Origin of the sequence: Nocardioides pocheonensis, from assembly GCF_003725535.1 — a bacterium.
GTDB lineage: Bacteria > Actinomycetota > Actinomycetes > Propionibacteriales > Nocardioidaceae > Marmoricola > Marmoricola pocheonensis.
Genome location: NZ_RJSF01000046.1, coordinates 48,207 through 64,757, shown reverse-complemented (window position 1 = coordinate 64,757; position 16,551 = coordinate 48,207). Strand labels below are relative to the sequence as shown.

The 16,551-nt window shown below is 67.6% G+C and carries 21 protein-coding genes and 2 pseudogenes; 17 read left to right on the top strand and 6 right to left on the bottom strand.

The genetic code is table 11. The features are described from left to right. Positions 1–60: 60 nt before the first annotated feature. The 13 genes and pseudogenes from EFL26_RS19885 (at position 61) to EFL26_RS19830 (ending at position 9,372) form a co-directional block, all read left to right on the top strand. Positions 61–729, top strand: a complete 669-nt coding sequence (locus tag EFL26_RS19885; RefSeq protein WP_123224659.1) for an ArsR/SmtB family transcription factor — start codon at positions 61–63, stop codon at positions 727–729. Further along, positions 726–938: pseudogene (locus EFL26_RS25035) on the top strand (DsrE/DsrF/TusD sulfur relay family protein); the annotation flags it as partial. The gene EFL26_RS19885 and the pseudogene EFL26_RS25035, both read left to right, overlap by 4 nt. Beyond that, positions 871–1,080 (top strand): DsrE family protein, encoded by a 210-nt coding sequence (locus EFL26_RS25030; protein ID WP_425464120.1) that lies wholly within the window; start codon positions 871–873, stop codon positions 1,078–1,080. The pseudogene EFL26_RS25035 and the gene EFL26_RS25030, both read left to right, overlap by 68 nt. 108 nt (positions 1,081–1,188) lie before the next feature. Then, positions 1,189–1,962 carry a class I SAM-dependent methyltransferase gene (locus tag EFL26_RS19875; RefSeq protein WP_183408286.1) on the top strand — a complete coding sequence of 258 codons (774 nt, stop codon included), beginning with the start codon at positions 1,189–1,191 and terminating at the stop codon, positions 1,960–1,962. After that, entirely contained in the window at positions 1,959–3,326 is a 1,368-nt protein-coding gene (locus tag EFL26_RS19870; RefSeq protein ID WP_123224657.1) for an MBL fold metallo-hydrolase, read from the top strand. Before EFL26_RS19875 ends, EFL26_RS19870 begins: the two co-directional genes overlap by 4 nt. Then, positions 3,323–4,621 (top strand): MFS transporter, encoded by a 1,299-nt coding sequence (locus tag EFL26_RS19865; protein ID WP_246000300.1) that lies wholly within the window; start codon positions 3,323–3,325, stop codon positions 4,619–4,621. The genes EFL26_RS19870 and EFL26_RS19865 overlap by 4 nt, the downstream gene beginning before the upstream one ends. Positions 4,622–4,668: 47 nt before the next feature. Beyond that, positions 4,669–6,009 (top strand): cytochrome P450, encoded by a 1,341-nt coding sequence (locus tag EFL26_RS19860; protein ID WP_246000299.1) that lies wholly within the window; start codon positions 4,669–4,671, stop codon positions 6,007–6,009. A gap of 23 nt (positions 6,010–6,032) precedes the next feature. Continuing rightward, positions 6,033–6,413, top strand: coding sequence for a rhodanese-like domain-containing protein (locus tag EFL26_RS19855; protein ID WP_123224655.1), 381 nt, complete (start codon positions 6,033–6,035; stop codon positions 6,411–6,413). Positions 6,414–6,762: 349 nt separating this feature from the next. After that, positions 6,763–7,140 (top strand): ArsR/SmtB family transcription factor, encoded by a 378-nt coding sequence (locus tag EFL26_RS19850; RefSeq protein ID WP_123224654.1) that lies wholly within the window; start codon positions 6,763–6,765, stop codon positions 7,138–7,140. Beyond that, entirely contained in the window at positions 7,124–7,627 is a 504-nt protein-coding gene (locus EFL26_RS19845; protein ID WP_221177071.1) for an SRPBCC family protein, read from the top strand. Before EFL26_RS19850 ends, EFL26_RS19845 begins: the two co-directional genes overlap by 17 nt. Positions 7,628–7,788: 161 nt before the next feature. Further along, positions 7,789–8,577: a helix-turn-helix transcriptional regulator gene (locus EFL26_RS19840; RefSeq protein WP_123224653.1), complete on the top strand. Its 789-nt coding sequence runs from the start codon at positions 7,789–7,791 to the stop codon at positions 8,575–8,577. Between the two features lie 25 nt (positions 8,578–8,602). Then, entirely contained in the window at positions 8,603–8,992 is a 390-nt protein-coding gene (locus tag EFL26_RS19835; protein WP_123224652.1) for a VOC family protein, read from the top strand. 20 nt (positions 8,993–9,012) lie between these two features. Continuing rightward, positions 9,013–9,372: a hypothetical protein gene (locus tag EFL26_RS19830; RefSeq protein ID WP_123224651.1), complete on the top strand. Its 360-nt coding sequence runs from the start codon at positions 9,013–9,015 to the stop codon at positions 9,370–9,372. Positions 9,373–9,478: 106 nt separating this feature from the next. Here the strand turns inward: EFL26_RS19830 and EFL26_RS19825 are convergent, their stop codons facing one another. Further along, on the bottom strand, positions 9,479–9,904 hold the full coding sequence (locus tag EFL26_RS19825) for a YkvA family protein (RefSeq protein ID WP_123224650.1): 426 nt from the start codon (positions 9,902–9,904) through the stop codon (positions 9,479–9,481). A 179-nt stretch (positions 9,905–10,083) separates the two neighbouring features. Between EFL26_RS19825 and EFL26_RS19820 the strand changes: the two genes are divergently transcribed. Further along, positions 10,084–10,548, top strand: a complete 465-nt coding sequence (locus EFL26_RS19820; protein WP_123224649.1) for a VOC family protein — start codon at positions 10,084–10,086, stop codon at positions 10,546–10,548. Between the two features lie 34 nt (positions 10,549–10,582). On the opposite strand, the gene EFL26_RS19815 is transcribed toward EFL26_RS19820, so the two are convergent. Beyond that, complete coding sequence (locus EFL26_RS19815; protein ID WP_123224648.1) at positions 10,583–10,972, bottom strand: cupin domain-containing protein; 390 nt, start codon at positions 10,970–10,972, stop codon at positions 10,583–10,585. A 403-nt stretch (positions 10,973–11,375) separates the two neighbouring features. On the opposite strand from EFL26_RS19815, the gene EFL26_RS19810 reads away from it, so the two are divergent. Continuing rightward, positions 11,376–11,807 (top strand): SRPBCC family protein, encoded by a 432-nt coding sequence (locus EFL26_RS19810; protein ID WP_123224647.1) that lies wholly within the window; start codon positions 11,376–11,378, stop codon positions 11,805–11,807. 211 nt (positions 11,808–12,018) lie between these two features. Here the strand turns inward: EFL26_RS19810 and EFL26_RS19805 are convergent, their stop codons facing one another. Next, entirely contained in the window at positions 12,019–13,293 is a 1,275-nt protein-coding gene (locus EFL26_RS19805) for a site-specific integrase (RefSeq protein WP_123224646.1), read from the bottom strand. Beyond that, positions 13,290–13,523 carry a helix-turn-helix domain-containing protein gene (locus EFL26_RS19800; RefSeq protein WP_221177070.1) on the bottom strand — a complete coding sequence of 78 codons (234 nt, stop codon included), beginning with the start codon at positions 13,521–13,523 and terminating at the stop codon, positions 13,290–13,292. The genes EFL26_RS19805 and EFL26_RS19800 overlap by 4 nt, the downstream gene beginning before the upstream one ends. Before the next feature lie 382 nt (positions 13,524–13,905). Between EFL26_RS19800 and EFL26_RS19795 the strand changes: the two genes are divergently transcribed. After that, positions 13,906–14,538, top strand: coding sequence for a DUF2637 domain-containing protein (locus EFL26_RS19795; RefSeq protein ID WP_123224644.1), 633 nt, complete (start codon positions 13,906–13,908; stop codon positions 14,536–14,538). 250 nt (positions 14,539–14,788) lie between these two features. Continuing rightward, a complete protein-coding gene (locus tag EFL26_RS19790) occupies positions 14,789–15,076 on the top strand; it encodes a hypothetical protein (protein ID WP_148046780.1) in 288 nt (95 codons plus the stop codon). 122 nt (positions 15,077–15,198) lie between these two features. Here EFL26_RS19790 and EFL26_RS24815 read toward each other — a convergent pair whose 3' ends face one another. Beyond that, entirely contained in the window at positions 15,199–15,843 is a 645-nt protein-coding gene (locus EFL26_RS24815) for a transposase (protein WP_246000298.1), read from the bottom strand. 134 nt (positions 15,844–15,977) lie between these two features. Continuing rightward, positions 15,978–16,430 (bottom strand): annotated as a pseudogene (locus EFL26_RS25025) (IS110 family transposase); the annotation flags it as partial. Between the last annotated feature and the right edge of the window lie 121 nt (positions 16,431–16,551).

Here is a 16,551-nt window from a genome sequence, read left to right as displayed (position 1 = left end):
ACTCCGCTGTGGCATGCTTGTCAAGAGAACTCTTGAAGAAGAAGTTGAGGAGGTCCACGGGTGGGTGACCATCAGGCCAAAGCGGCCCTGTACGACGCGCTCGCCGAAGCGGCGAAGGCCCTGGCCAACGGCCGTCGCGCGGAACTCGTCGACGTGCTGGCTCAAGGCGAGCGCTCCGTGGACGAGCTGGCCGCCGAGATCGAGCAGACCGTGGCCAACACCTCCCAGCACCTCCAGCGGCTGTTGAAGGCAGGGCTCGTCACCTCCCGCCGTGATGGCACCCGGATTCACTACTCACTGTCCAGTCCTCTGGTCGGCACGCTGTGGCGCACCATGAGGCAAGCGGCCGAGCTCCACGTCGCAGAGCTGGACCGCCTCGCCTCGGACTACCTGGGGGACAGGACCAAACTCAACACAGTGACCCGGGACCAGCTCCGGACCCGGCTGCGCCAGGGTGACGTCGTCGTGCTCGACGTTCGGCCGGAGCAGGAGTTCGCGGCCGGCCACATCCGTGGTGCCATTTCGATTCCGCCCCAGGACCTGAAGTCGCGCCTGGGGGAGATCCCCGACGGCGCCGACGTGGTCGCCTACTGCCGCGGGCCCTACTGCGTCTACGCCGACGACGCCGTACGCCTGCTCACCCGCCGCGGCGTCAACGCGGCCAGACTGGAGGATGGATTCCCGGAGTGGGCCGCGGAGCGGCTCCCAGTGAGCGGCGCCGGCTCATGAAGTCCGTCCTGCTCGTGATCAACGGTCCCGCCTACGGATCGGACGAGACCTACAACGCGGTCCGGTTAGCCGTGGCTCTGGCTCGACGTGAGGATGTCGAGGTTTCGGTCTTCTTGATGGGCGACGCCGTGACGTGCGCGATTGCCGGCCAGAAGACCCCGGACGGCTACTACCAACTGGACCGAATGCTTCAAGGGTTCGCCCGCCACGGCGGGCGGATCGCTTGTTTGCGGAACCTGTCTGGACGCGCGCGGGTTGGCTGCCTCGCACCTGATCGAGGAGGCCAGCCGATCGACCATGGACGAGCTTGCCGGCTGGGTCGTCGCAGTTGACCAGGTCCTGACCTTCTGACGTCGGAGCCGACTCAGGTCCCGACTATTCAAACAATCTCTTGACAATGCTCGGAGTGATCGTCAGTATTCAAGAAATCACTTGATGATGATGGTTGGGGTGAATCTGATGGCGACATTGACCGCTGACGAGGTGCGGGCGCTCGATCCGTATGCGTTCCTCGCAGTGTTGGGCAAGCGGGTCATCCACCCCGGCGGGCGTGCCTCGACCGACAGGCTGCTCGACTGGGCCGACGTGCAGCCGGGCGAGCGGGTGCTCGACGTCGGCTGCGGGGTCGGGACGACCGCGATCAGGCTGGCCCAGGAGTGCGGCGCCGAGGTCGTAGCAGCCGACATCGCCCCGCTGATGCGTGAGCGGGCCGCGGCCAACGTCTCAGGTTCCAAGGTCGCCTCGCGGGTCAGCGTCGAGGAGGCAGACATCCTCGCGCTGCCCTACCCCGACAACTCCTTCGACGTCGTGGTCGCTGAGGCGGTCACCATGTTCGTCAACCGCAAGCAGGCCGCCGCGGAACTCGCGCGAGTGTGCCGCCCCGGCGGTCGGGTGCTGGCCACCGAGTTCTTCTGGCTCCGTCCGCCGACCGAGGAGGCACGACAGATCTTCCTGGGTGAGGTCTGCCCGGGACTGCGGTTCGACAGCGTCGAGGAGTGGGTCGAGATCTACGGCGGCGCAGGTCTGACCAACCTACGCACCGAGTCCGGGCCCTTCGAGATGATGACCGCGCGAGGCTTCCTGGCAGACGAGGGCAAGCACGCGGCCTCGGTGGTCGCACGCGGTATGTCCCGTCCGGCGTACTTCCGCAAGATGATGTGGCTCATGCCCCGGATGGCACGAGCCGTGCCCTACCTCGGCTACGTCCTGGTCATGGCCGGGAAGCCCGAGTGAGCGTCACCGGGGTGAAGGTCGAGGCGCTGGTCGACGAGGGACTGGGCAACAGCGCCTACCTGGTCGATCTGGGTGACGGTCGAGCGCTGGCGGTCGATGCCTCCCGCGACCTGCGATCGGTACGAGAAATGGCCGCCCGGCGCGGACTCAAGATCGCCTACGCCGCCGACACCCACCTGCACGCCGACTTCCTCTCCGGCGCTGTCCAGCTCTCCGCCACCGACGACGCCGTGGTGCTGGCATCGGCCGCCGGCGGACGAGCCTTCCCACACCGCGGGCTGCACGACGGCGACGAGGTCGACCTCGGTGGACTCCGACTGCAGGCCTGGGCCACGCCGGGCCACACCGACGAGCACCTCGCATTTCTACTCCTCGACGGCGCCGCTCCAATCGGTGTGTTCACCGGAGGCTCCCTGATCGTCGGAGCAGCCGCGCGGACCGACCTCGTCGCGCCCGAGCGCACCGAGGACCTTGCCCGCGCGCAGTACCACTCCCTGCACCGCTTGATGGGGCTGCCTGACGAGGTTGCCGTGTGGCCCACCCATGGTGCCGGCTCCTTCTGCTCGGCACCCCCCGGGGCCGAGCGCACCAGCACCGTCGGCCGCGAGCGAGCCACCAACCCACTGCTGGCGACCACCGATGAGGGCGAGTTCGTGGCCCGGCTCCTCGGCTCACTCGGATCCTTCCCGACGTACTTCCATCGCCTCGGCGAAGCGAACCGACGCGGACCCACGGTCCTTCCCGAGCCGCTGGCCCTGGCGCAGCTCGGCGTCGAGCAGGTGCGTCGCCTCCTTGCGGATGGGGCGATGCTCGTCGACGTCCGACCGATCGCCGACTATGCCGCCGCACACGTTCCCGGATCACTGTCCAACGAGTTGCGCGCGGCCTTCGCCACCTGGCTCGGCTGGCTCGTGCCCGACGGCACCTCGGTCGTCGTACTCCGCAACTCTGACCAGGACCCGACCGAGATCGCCGGTCAGGCAGCGAAGGTCGGCTACGACGTGGCGGGGGAACTCGCCGGAGGTCTTGTGGCCTGGGTGGATGAGGGCTTGCCGACTTCCGCGACTGGACTGACCACGGCGGACGCACTGAGAGCTGATGAGCACGTGCTCGACATCCGCCAGGACTCGGAGTTCGCCGCCGGGCATCTACCCGGAGCCGAGCACCACGAGCTCGGCGGCCTTGCCGCAACCGCGCCAAAGATGGCCCCGGGCCTCGTGACCGTGATGTGTGGACACGGCGAGCGTGCAATGACCGCGGCCAGCGTGTTGGAGCGTGCCGGACGGCACAAGGTGCGCGTCCTTCTCGGCGGACCTGCAGACTGGGCTGCCTCCCACGGCGTCGACCTGGAGTCCGGCCCGTGACAACTGCCCGCACCGACCACTCGTCACCCTTGAGGCTCGGACTGCGCGCCAACCTCGCGCAATTCTCCCTGCTGGTCGCGGTCAACGCGCTGGTCGGCGGGATGCTCGGCCAGGAACGCACTGTCCTGCCGCTGCTGGCCGACCAGGTCTTCCACCTTAATGCCTACACCGCCGGGATGACCTACATCCTGGCGTTCGGGGTGGCCAAGGCGGCCACGAACTACCTCGCCGGGACCTGGTCGGACCGCTACGGCCGCAAACCGGTCCTGGTTGCCGGGTGGCTGGTCGCCCTGCCCGTCCCGTTGCTCCTGATCTGGGCGCCGTCGTGGTGGTGGGTGATCGTCGCCAACGTGCTCCTGGGTGTGAGCCAGGGACTGACCTGGTCGACCACGGTGATCATGAAGATCGACCTCGTCGGACCTGAGCGCCGTGGCTTCGCGATGGGCCTCAACGAGGCCGCCGGCTACGGCGCGGTCGCAGCGACCGCGCTCGCCACCGGCTACCTCGCCGCCGAACACGGATTACGACCAGAGCCCTTCTACCTCGGCATCGCCTTCGCTGCCCTCGGACTCGGCCTGTCCACGATCTTCGTGCACGAGACCCGCGGGCACGCGGACGCGGAAGCTCGTGCACACAAGGCAAAGGACGACGGCAGCGACGCTCACCTTCACGCCGAGCTCAGTCAGCGTGAGGTGTTCGCCCAGACCAGCCTGCGTGAGCCGGCCCTGTCCGCAGCGTGCCAGGCCGGAATGGTGAACAACCTCAACGACGGTCTAGCTTGGGGACTCTTTCCGCTCTTGTTCGCCAGCGCTGGTCTCTCGGTGGGCCGCATCGGCGTCCTGGCCGCGATCTACCCAGCGGTGTGGGGGCTTGGACAACTCGGCACTGGCGCGCTGTCGGATCGAATCGGCCGGAAGTCTCTGATCGTCGGCGGCATGCTCACCCAGGCCGGCGCGCTCGGGATCGTCGCCGCCTCCGACTCCTTCGGGCCGTGGGCAATGGGAGCCGTGCTCCTCGGCGCCGGGACCGCGATGGTCTACCCGACCCTGCTCGCCGTGATCGGCGACGTCGCCCACCCCGCCTGGCGCGCGAGGTCGGTCGGGATCTACCGCCTGTGGCGCGACGGCGGCTTTGCCGTCGGCGCGGTCCTGTCCGGGGTCGTCGCCGACCTGTGGGGTGTGCGGGCATCCGTGTGGACCGTGGCAGCGCTGACCGCCGTTTCGGGTGCGCTGGTGTTTGCTCGGATGTACGAGACCCACCGTCGCCCGGGACCTGTCAGCCCCGCGCCTCGATGACGTCATCTCCGGACTGTCCGGCGAATGGCCAAAGGTACGGTTCGGGAGTGACTCAACTGACCACGACGCGGGCCGGCCTGCCTCCCGGCCTTCGCCTGCCGGATGCGCTTCAGGCGATCCTGCTGATGCGCTACCGGCCAACCGTCATGCGCCGGCTGCACCAGCAGCATGGTGACGTGTTCTCGATACGGATGCCGTACGGGCCACACGGGTCGATGGTCACGGTCGTCGCCCTGGCCAATCCCGAGGACATCCGGCAGGTCTTCGCAGGCAACGTCACGACTTACCACGCAGGCGAGGGCAACTCGAGCCTGCTCGACGTGATGGGGGAGCACTCCCTCCTCCTGCTCGACGAAGGCCAGCACGCCCGCGCCCGCAAGCTACTGACACCCGCCTTCACCACCGGCGCCCTGAACGGCTACCGACCCATGTTCGCCGACCTCGCCCGCGCCGAGATCGAACGATGGTCCGACGGCGACGAGTTCGCCGCCATCGGACGCATGCAGGCGATCACCCTGGAGATCATCCTGCGGGTCGTCTTCGGGGTGACCGACCCGGAACGGCTGGCCGAGCTCCGCCCGCTGGTCACCAAGATCGCCAACCTCGACCTGATCATGCTGCTCGCCTGGCGCTACCCCCAGCTCCAGAAGCTTCCCCCATGGCGAGGCCATGCCGCCGCGCAACAGGAGCTCGACAATCTGCTGTACGCCGAGATCGCCGCCCGCCGTGCGGACCCGACGACCTCGGACCGGGACGACCTGCTGTCGCGCCTGCTTCGCCCGAGCGACGACGGCGACGTGCTCACCGACGCCGAACTCCGCGACCAGCTGATCACCTTCCTCCTCGCCGGCCACGAGACCACCGCTACCGCCTTGTCCTGGACGCTGCATGAGCTCGCGCATCACCCCGAAGCAATGAGCCGCGCTCAACAGGCTGTCGACAATCCGAGCCTCGAGAGTGACCAGTACCTCGAGGCTGTCGTCAAGGAGGCCATGCGGCTGCGCCCCGTCATCTTCCAGGCCACCCGCACCCTCACCGAAGACACCGACGTGGCCGGATACCGGCTCCCCGCCGGCGTCGTGGTCTCACCCGCCCTCGGACTCGTCGGGCTCAGTGAGGCACTCCACGACGACGTCAGCGAGTTCCGTCCCGATCGGTTCCTCGGCTCGAACCCTTCAACGAACACATGGATCCCATTCGGGGGCGGCCCCCGCCGGTGCATCGGAGCGGCCTTCTCGCTCGTGGAGTCCGTCGAGATCCTCCGCGAGCTGCTCCGTGCCTACGAGATCGAGCCGGTCCGGCCACGTCCCGAACACCTTCGCCCGCGGGGCATCATCAACGCCCCGAGCCACGGCAGCCGGATTCGCGTCAGGGCCCGCGCCTCCTAGAATCGCGTTGAGGAGGCGGCGCCATGACAGACCCCTCGGCAATCGACAAGCTGCTTGCGCAGGCCCGGAACAACCTCGACCGGGTCCAGGTCGAGGACCTCGCCGATGAAATCGCCCAAGGGGCGATCCTCATCGACATCCGACCACTCGAGCAACGCCAACGCGAGGGTGACCTGCCCGGCGCCATCGTGGTCGACCGCAACGTCCTGGAATGGCGACTCGACCCCACCTCACCACACCGCTTGCCCATTGCGACCAGAGCCGACCTGCGGTTCATCATCGTCTGCAACGAGGGTTACAGCTCGAGCCTGGCCGCCGCGACGCTTCAGGAGCTGGGGCTGCGATCCTCCACCGATCTGGTCGGTGGATTCCAAGCCTGGCGCGCCCGGTCGGCAGCGGAATGACCTATCGGGCATTCCGGTCGGCTGGGTAGGCGGGACTACGGCGGCCGTCAGTTTCGGGACGACATGGGTCAGTTCGTGCTCGGCGTCGTGGGCGACCCGATGGGCGCACCGCCGAGTTCTTCCCTAACATGTCACCAGACTTCGGCTTCTTTCGCCCTCATCACAGTCCGAGATCGCGGCGCCTGCTCTGGGCAGCGACGCGGGTGACGTCGGCGCCGTTCGCGGCCGCAATGGTCGTGTGACCGGGCCAGTGCTCAGTCTCGAGTGCACCGTCGTGGCTAAGCGGGGCTTGACTCGGAGCCGCCCAGCGCGTAGTTTTCCTATCAGTTAATTAACTGATAGGAAAACTATGAGTGCAGGGACGACGTCGGCGGCCAAGGAGGATCGGCTCGACGAGACTTTCGCGGCACTGGCCAACTCAACGCGGCGAGCGATCTTGGCGCGCCTCACCGAAGGAGAGGCAAACGTCAACCAGCTCGCCGAACCGTTCGAGCTTTCACTCCCGGCGATCTCCAAGCACCTCAAGGTGCTCGAACGCGCCGGGCTGATCGTGCGAGGTCAACGTGCGCAGTTCAGACCTTGCGCCCTCGACGCGGCACCACTCGAAGAGGTCTCGACCTGGGCCGAGCAGTACCGACCCGTCTGGGAGGCCCGCTTCGAACGGATGGACACCTACCTCCAACAACTCCGCCAGCAACGAAAGACGGGCCATGACGATGAACGATGACAACGACGGCCAGAACCTGGTGATCGAGCGGACTCTCGATGCACCGCCGGAACTGATCTGGAAGATGTGGACAGAGCCCGAACACTTCGCAGCCTGGTACGGCCCAGGCGGAGCAACCATCCCTGTAGTCAAGATGGATGTGCGCGTGGGCGGCATCCGTCTGCTGTGCATGGAGATGACGACGTCGGACGGCACGATGCAGATGTGGTTCACCGGCGAATATCTCGAGGTCATCAAGAACCAGCGCCTCGTGTACACCGACTCGATGTCGGACGAGAACGGCAACGTGAAGTCACCGGAGCAGATGGGCATGCCCGAGGGTCACCCCACCACGACCGAGGTCAGAGTCGAGCTCGAGCACGTCAGTGGTGGAACCAGGATGGTGTTGACCCACCTCGGCGTTCCCGCAGGATCCCCGGGTGCCGCCGGATGGGCGATGGCACTCGACAAGCTCGCCGCGAACCTTGATGAGGCACGCCGCTCGTAGTGGCAATGGTCCCCGTGCCTCCCCAAGCCTCCACCTGGGCGAGTCTGGGTCCAGGCTTCCCGCGGCCACCTGTTCAAACCTGACGGCCGGCGGGGACCTGATCAGGACAACCGGGAAGTGGATCTGATTTCTTGTCCCCGCCCGCGTCTACGCTGGCGAACATGAACCGCATCGACCGCCTCTACGCATTGGTCGAGGAGCTGCGGGCGGCCGGGCCCAGGGGGCGTACGGCGGGCCGGCTGGCCGAGCACTTCGAGGTCAGCGTCAGGACCATCGAGCGCGACCTGAGCGCGCTGGGGCAGGCCGGAGTCCCGCTCGCGACGAAGCAGGGACGCGGCGGGGGTTACACCCTGGACCGTTCGTTGAGCCTGCCGCCGCTGAACTTCACGCCACGCGAGGCGGCCGCGGTCGCGGTCGCGCTGAGCCGCAGCGAGCACGTGCTCTTCACGCGCGACGCCCGCAGCGCGCTGCAGAAGATCGTGGCGGCGATGCCCGAGCGAGCCCTCGCGGAGGCGCGTGCGACCGCCGAGAAGGTAAGGCTGCTCGTCCAGCCTGCTCCCGACCCCGATGCCGAGATCGCCGAGACGATCTGGCGAGCCGTGCGTGACAACCAGGTGCTGCGCATCAGCTACATCGACGTCGGCGGCCTCGAGACCGAGCGCGAGGTCGAGCCGCAGCACGTCGTGGTTGGGCCAAACGGCTCGTACCTCACCGCCTGGTGCCACCTGCGGGAGGACGACCGCGTCTTCCGGATGGATCGCATCACCCGAGCCGAACCGACGCCCTCGCTGCCGCGCCCGCAGCGGGTCGCCCCGGAGACGATCGTCGACGGCCACGAGACGAAGCTGCCGGAGGCGGCGCTGCGTCCCGAAGATCTCCTGCCAAACTCCGACACAGGGGTGTCGCGAAGGCCCGAGACCGTGGGTGTGACCCGTCGCCCCGGCGGGTGACCCGCAACGCAGAAGGAGACCCCCCATGACCAACCCAGCCCCCGGCACCCTCGCCTGGTTCGAGGTCGCCACCAGTGATCCCGACGGCGCCGCGAAGTTCTACGGCAGCCTCTTCGACTGGACCTTCGAGGCCGACGGGCCAGCGGCGTCCGGTGGGATGGACTACCGCAACATCACGGCGTCCGGCGCCGAGGGACCGATGGGCGGCATCTTCGGCACCGGCGGGCAGGTGCCCGACCACGCCGTCTTCTACATCCTCGTCGCCGATGTCGAGGCCACCTGCGCCGACGCCGAACAGCTCGGCGGCTCGGTGGTGAGCAAGCACCTCGACCCCGGACCCGGCGCCCCGACCTTCGCCTACCTGCGCGACCCGTCAGGCAACCAGTTCGGCGTCTTCACGCCACCGGTGGCCTGATGCCGCGAGACCCGAAAGGCATGTCCCCGTCGGAGCAGTCCGGCGGGGACGCTGCCGACGTGGCCCGCGATCTCTACGAGGAGCTCACCGACGACCTGCTCTACGACCCGGCCATCGGCCGAGCCACGATGATGGGTTACGCCTGCGTGCGGCTGGCCGGGAAGTTCCTGGCCTCCTACGACGACAAGGCCGGATGCCTGGTCGTAAAGCTGCCTCGCCAGCGGGTCACCGAGCTCGTCGGCAACCACGACGGCGACCCGTTCGCCCCGGCCGGCAAGGTCTTCCGTGAGTGGGTGTCGATCCCCAGCGTCGACCGGGAGCTGTGGCAAACACTGCTCGCCGAGGCCGTCGACTTCGCGCGGCAGGGGCTGGCCGAGTAGCGCCGAGTCGGCATCGGCCAAGGCCAATCGGCGGCCGAGCATGAACAATTGGCTCAGCGTGGGTCAGGCGAGTCGAAGAGACAGTTGGGCGGTGGGGACTCGGCCGTCAGTTGTTGGCAGTCTGCTCGGTCGGCGGGGCAATGCCAGCGAGTCTGCACAGTGCCGCGAAGCCGTCGTTCGTGCCGGGCCAGTGTCTTTGCAATGGCTCCGAGCCGACGCGGCGGACGACGCTGCGCAGGACGGCTGCGACCACGATCGCGTCGTCGGCGTAGCCGAGTACGGGGATGAAGTCCGGGATGAGGTCGATGGGCAGGGCCAGGTACCCCATCAGCAGTGCGATGCGTACTCGGACGCCGCGGGGGAGCGTCGAGTCCCTGGCCAGTCGCGTCAGAAGCCGGATCAGATCGGGCAGTATGCGAAGCGCCTCCCTGAGCAGGCCTCCCTTGGGTCGCACGACGAGCAAAGCCACGATGAGCACCAGCCACGCGACGATGACTGTGGCTGCGAAGCCGATCGCGAGGTCACGCCACATGCTCGTGCCTCAACTGCTGGTTCGCCGCTGACGGAGGTTGCGCCGGTCCTGGCAGTTGACGAGACGGCGGACAATGGGGCATGACCAATAGCGTGGCAGAGCCTTCGACTGCTCAGTGTGGCTGCTGCGGCCGCACGCGGGATCGGGCTCGGTTAACCGAGCTGGGCGACACCCCCGGGGTGTACATCTGTGCCGGGTGCGCACTGTGGGCGGCGCGCCGCGCTAGTGGGCTGAACATCACGGTTCCGCTCCGGGTGTGGCTGGAACGACTCCGCGCCCAGGGCAGGGGGTCGGATGCTCGCTCGGCCATCCCGATTCTGCCCAGCGCGGACCTGGCTGCCACCGAGGCGCATTACAGCAAACTCGGTTTCGACGTCGCAGGCCGGTACGACGGATACCTGGTCATGCACGACGGCCCGGTCGAGCTGCACTTCTCGCAAACCCCGCCCGGGGAGCAGAGCGTCTCCCTCACTCCGGGAACCTGCTTCGTGCATGTCCGAGACGCAGTGGCCTACTGGAAGAAGTTGCGCGAAGCAGATGTACTCGGAGTCTCGGCCCCCGAGGAGCAGGCCTACGGTCTGGTCGAGTTCGTAGTCACCGACCCGCTCGGGAACCGGGTGCGCTTCGGAAGCCCCGCCCATTAACCAGAGGCTGCGGTCGCTCGTCGGCTGGTTGTGCTCATGAGGACGCACCGAAGAACGCCGCCTCGACGGTCGATGGCCACAGGCACAGCAGTCGCCCACCCTCGGGACCGGTCCTGAAGCCGTGCACCGCTCCAGGCGGGATGAACACGAAGGTGCCCGGCCCCACCCCCTCTGCCGGATCGGTGTCGGTGTAGAAGGTGTAGGACCCTTCCAGGACGTAGAAGGCTTCTGCTTCATCGTGGGTGTGCGGCGGGTTGTCGAAGCCCGGGTCCTGCCAGGCCTCCCCGAGAGCCCAATGTCCGCCGGTCTCAGTGCGGGACGCCTTGCGCGTGATGTGCGCCTGTAGGCCCCCCATCGGCAAGATGATGCTGTCGCCCTCGGCAGGCCCGCGCAGAACCACCTTCGGTCCCTGTTGATCCGGCATTCCTGGCTCCTCAGCGCGGACGGGGATTGGCGAGTCACCCCAAGCATCGTTCGGTTCCGCAACAAAGTGAATACCTCGATCGACCGCCACGCGCGGGCCAGGCCATTGGAGCCACTCCCGTGACTCGGCTACCTAGCCGTGGGGATGCCAGGCCGAGGAAGGCCACGAGCCGGTCAATCGCGGCGGCCTGATTTGCGATCTCGACCCGGGGCCTGAGCGGCATTCCCGGTCCGCGCATCTTTCGGCAAACGACGCCGAGGCCGGCGGACAGCTTGAAATTGAGCACTCGAGCCGCTCGCGACTCGCCGCCCCAACGAGCGGCGGAGCGATAGTTTGGAATGGGACCTGGCGTCAGGGCACCCCGCGGATGCCAGCCAAGCGACGCCCTGTCTGAGGAGGAGTCATGATCACATCGGCTGAGAGTGTCGTCGTCGCCCGAACGGCAGACGACGTCTTCTCGTACGTCGCCGACCTCCGCAATGAACCGAACTGGCACGTCGACATAGCCTCGGTGCCTCCCGAGACCGATCCCGTCCCCGTCGTAGGCAAGACATACCCCCTGAAGTTCAAGCCGTTCATGGGCAAGACCGACGGCACCTTCACCGCGCTGGAGGTCGAGCCCGGCGCACGGGTGGTGTATCGCGCTGACTTCGCCGGCCTGCAGCCACAGATCACCTACACGGTCGAGCCGGCCGGGGATGACGCACGTTTCACGCGCGCGGTCGAGATGCGACCAAGCGGACTCAGGATGCTCATGACGCCGATGATGGCCCTCATGGTTCCGCGCCGTAACAAGGTGTTTGTCGGAAACCTCAAGCGCGTGCTGGAACCCTGAACGCTTAGGGCATCCAGGGCCGAGGACCTGGTTGCGCGATTCGATCCGTGTCCATTTAGTGTCCAGATTGGGGCCGTCCCACTCGGTACTGGACGGGTATCCTGTGACTGGAAGCGAGGGCGGATCCCTCACCACACCGAGCGAATCGGTAGCTTCCGGACCGAATCCGTAGTAGCCGCGATGCCCCCGACGGCGTCCAGAGGTCGCAGGTTCAAATCCTGCCCCCGCTACTGGATGAAGAACCCGCTGACCTGCGGAAACGCAGCAGGTCAGCGGGTTCTTTGCTTGTTTCCGGCGCTGCATCTTCTGTGATGCTGCCGAGAATGCTGCCGCCCGCGTCTGCGTCTGCAACGGCGGGCGTGAGGATCATCCGGGCGATGGCCTCGGCAGCGAGCTCGTCCATGCCGGGGATGACGTGGGTGTAGGTCTGGAGTGTGAAGGCGGCCGTCGCGTGTCCCAAGCGTTCGCTGATGACCTTGGCCGGGATCCCAGCCTTCAGAGCTGCGGTCGCGTATGAGTGGCGTACGTCATGCAGGCGAATCCGCGGAAGGCCGGCTCGCTCGCAGTGCTGGTGGAAGAGCGCCGTGATCGTGTCCGGGTGAAGGGGACGACCGTTGGGCCACACGAACAGCAGCTGGGTGTCCTGGCCGAGCGCGTCGCGCTCGGTGTCCCAGCTGACCACGTAGTCACGAAGCGCCTCCAGTGTTACCGGGTCCAGGGCGAGGTTGCGAACGCCGCTTCGTGTCTTCGCCTCTGACTCGACGGCACGTCCAGCTACGACCACCCGAGGGGTACTGGGCGAGATCGTTCGGGTGCGGAAGTCGATGTCGTGACGCTGAAGGCCGGCGAGTTCTCCACGGCGCAGACCCGTTGTCGCTACGAGAAGCCAGAGCGCGTAGAACCGGTCGTTTCGCACGTGCTGCACGAATGCGCCGAGCTGCTCAGGAGTCCAGACAGTCGGCCGGGGCCGTGGTGCGCGTGGAGGCTCGGCGTCCTCCGCGTAGTTCCTTGGAAGCTGCCCCCACTTGACCGCGTCGCGCATGGCGCGGTGGAGCATCCGGTGGACGTTCTGCACTGTCTTCGGGGACAGGCCACCCTTCGACTTGACGCGGCCGCGCTCGAGAAGGTGGCCGTACAGAAGGTTCAACCGCACGGCGTCGAGGTCCTGCAACGGGGTGTCGCCGATGACAGGGATGACGTAAGCGTCGAGGTAGTTGCGGTAATTCACCCAGGTCGAGGGCCGCAGCGCGCTCCGCACGGCGCTGTGCCACTCGTTGAGGAAGTCTTCGACGGTGCGTCGTGTCCGCTGTACGTGTCGACCTTGATGGAAGGCGGCGATGGCTTGGTTCATCGCCTGGGTTGCTTCTCGCTTTGTGCGATAGCCCGACTTCGTGACCCGGCGGCGCTTCCCGGTCAGCCGATCGGGCCCGGCCTCGAACCGGTACTCCCATTCGCCCGACGGGCGACGTGAGACGTTTCCACTCATGCCGACAGCAGCTCCTGCAGCTTGGCGGTGATCACGTAGACCCTGCCACCGAGGTGCGTGGTCGGGAGGTCGCCGCAGGCCGCGCAGCGGTACGCCGCAGAGCGACTGATACCGAGGATCTGCGCGGCCCGCGGCACCGGGATCAGCATCGGCAGACCGGCGAGACCTGATGCGGGCTCGAGGGGACCCGCAGTTGCGGCTGCAAGGGAAGCGGTCTCCGTGGTTGCCATGGTTCCTCCTGATCCCGAGTTGTGAACCACCTCGACCTTCCTGCCTGCCTGCGGGACTTCTCAACGACGACTTCGGGACGTCTCGGGACGTCCCGCCAGCGTGAAATCGTCTGATGAGGTCTGGGGAGTGCCCATGTCCAACGAACGGTTATGCGACGCATTCCTTGGTTCCGGTCTGACCGCGGTGTCCCTCGGCGAGCAGATCGGCGTCGATCCCAACACCGTCGAACGCTTGGTCCCTCTAAGCCGTCCGTCGTTACCCGCGGCACCACCTGAGGGTGGCGATTGGCTCGGAGAGCGCCAGAGCTACCTCTTGGCCAGAATCGATCAGCCAGGAACGTGCGGACCGCGCCTCGCGAAGCGACCTAGTTGAGCGGTTGCGTTGCGGTCGGGGGAGAGTGGCCTGACCTCGTGGCTGCTGCCGGTCTCCATCGACGGTGCCGTCGTGGCTGCCGTTTCGGTGCTGCTGGCCGACTCGCGTGCCGGCAGGCGGCCGGCAGCGCTGACCTGGCTCCTGCTTGCCCTGGGGCTCAGCGCCTCGCTGGCGGCCAATGTGGCAGCGGCAGAGCCGTCGGCCACGGCACGTGCCGTCGCGGCCTGGCCGCCGATCGCCCTCGCCCTGGGTATCGAGGTGCTCGCCGGCTTGGCGCGTCGCGGCGAGAGCGCATCTTCGGACGCAGAGGCCGGATCGCGCCCGCCTGCCCCTGGTCGCCCGGCATCAGCCGCCGAGACTGACGGGATCAACGGCACGAGACTCGGCGCTGAGGGTGCCGGCGACATGGCCGGCACGAACCCTGCGCCCAACCGGCCGAATGGCGACGGACCGGCCGCCACTCGGCATGCCGGTCTCGACGACAGGGCTGCCGTTTCGGTGATCCGCGCGCTCGACAGCGCCTCGCCGGCGGGTCCGGTTTCCCGGCTCCAGATCCAGAAGGAGCTTGGTTGCGGGGGGTCTCGGGCGGCACGGTTGGCGGACCTCGCCCGCCGGCCGATGGATGGACAGACCCGGTTCTAACCGCCGCGTTCCTCGTGGTGCTGTGGTCGGCGTCACATCCACATTGCGGTACTACCTCACGGTAACGGGTCCAGTCGGTCGTACGGTCCCCGGACCGGCGCGGGTCTGATTCCCCCGCTCCTTCCCGACTTTCGTCGTTGCGGTCTCCCACGGATCCGCGCCGGTTCCAGACAGGCGGCAGTGCTCTCGGACGGGTCGGAGGAATCTCCGCACGGACTGCGCAGGGAAGGCGTCGGCGAGAGGGACAGATGTGAGCACCTGGGGAAGCCCGGAACGCTTCCTTGCCATCGGGGGCGATGCAGAGCGTCGCGCCCGGTCAGAGGAGATGGTGGCCGAGATCGCGGATGCCTTGGTTGCCGCCGGCGAGTACGAGGCTCGCATCGACGCGCAGACGACTCAACGCATCGTGGACTTCAACTGGTCAGCGCGCCAAGCCGGTCGACGTCTCGGCATCAGGGTGCACGTGGACATCAGGTACTCCAGAGCACCTGAAGGACAGGCCGAAGCTCGAGTGACGCCCTTGACGGCGCCCAGCTGACACATCCTCCTCGAGGTCGCTCGTAGTGGCTAGGGAAGAGGACACAGACCCGTGAATGACCTAGCCGAGGGCGTGCGCGTCAGCGCGTCGGGCGGAGCCCGACGTGTGTTCGGCTGAGGTGGTCAGGCTGCGGGGTCGATGACCACGGTGTGGCCGAGCCGTTCGAGCTGGGCGACCAGGCGGCGGGTGTGTGCTTCCTCGTTGCGCTTGGTGAGCCAGTCGGCGCCGAGGTCTTGGTAGGGCTGGTCGCGTAGCAGCATGTAGTAGGCCGCGGTCAGGATCGAGTGGGCGACGGCGACCTGGGCGCGGCCCATGCCGCGGCGGCGGGTCAGGCGAGCGTGTTGGGCGGCGAGGTAGTTCTTGCCGTGCATCCGGCCCACCGAGCCGGCGGCCTCGACGAGCATCGCGGTGAGCCACTTGTTGCCGGCGCGTCGGCCGGCTGGGGTGCGTTTGCCGGCCGACTCATACATTGCCGGCGCGAGCCCGGCCCACGAGCAAAGGTGCGCTGCGGTGGGGAACCGGGTCATGTCGGCACCGGTCTCGGCCACGATCACCTGGGCGACCTTCTCCCCGACCCCGGGGATGGTCTGGAGCAGCTCGATCTGGCGTGCCCACGGCTGGCAGGCGGCCCGGATGACCTCGTCGAGCTCGGCCTGAGCCTGCTCGACCAAGTCCAGGCGGCCCAAGATCGATCCGGCCAGCCGCGCGTGGTGGGCGTCGAAGTTGCCATCCAGGGCCTGGGCGAGCTCGGGGAGCTTGCGCCGCATCTTGCCCTTGGCCAGGTCGGCCAGTGCGAGGGGTCGCGTTCGCCGTCGATCAGCGCGGCCAGCATCGCACGTGCCGAGACGGTGGTGACCGAGGACGCCACCGCGGAGAGCTTGATCGAGGCGTCCTCGAGCATTAGCTCGAGCCGGATCGTCTCGCGGGTCCGGTCACCCATCAGCTGGACCCGGTAGCGGGTCAGCATCCGCAGCCGCCGGATGTCCGGTGGCGGCACGAACGAAGGGCGCAGCAGCCCGTGCTCGAGCAGTTGAGCGATCCACTCCGCGTCGCGCACGTCGGTCTTCCGGCCGGGCACCGCCTTCATGTGCGCGGCGTTGAGCAGCCAGACCTCCATGACCTCCTCGAGGCAGTAGAAGGGCGGCTTCCAGTACGTCGAGGTCGACTCCATCGCCGCGATCGTCACCCCGGACTCCAGCAACCAGTCCCGCATCAGGCGCAGCGACCCCGTGGTCGTCTTGAACGTCCTGGTCTCGGTGTGACGACCGCGGCGGGCGCCAGGTGCCCGCACACAGACCGTGACCGTGTTCTTGCCGACGTCCAGGCCAGCGACCCGCTCGAACAGCACTTCCATCGCGACCACTCCCTTCGGGTCCGCGGCCGCGGCCGTCGCGGCCGGGTGGTCGCCTGGGAGGCCTTCTGCCGGGATACAGACCCACGTGCTCGCAGCAACAATCCAGAGAACCCGAAGACCT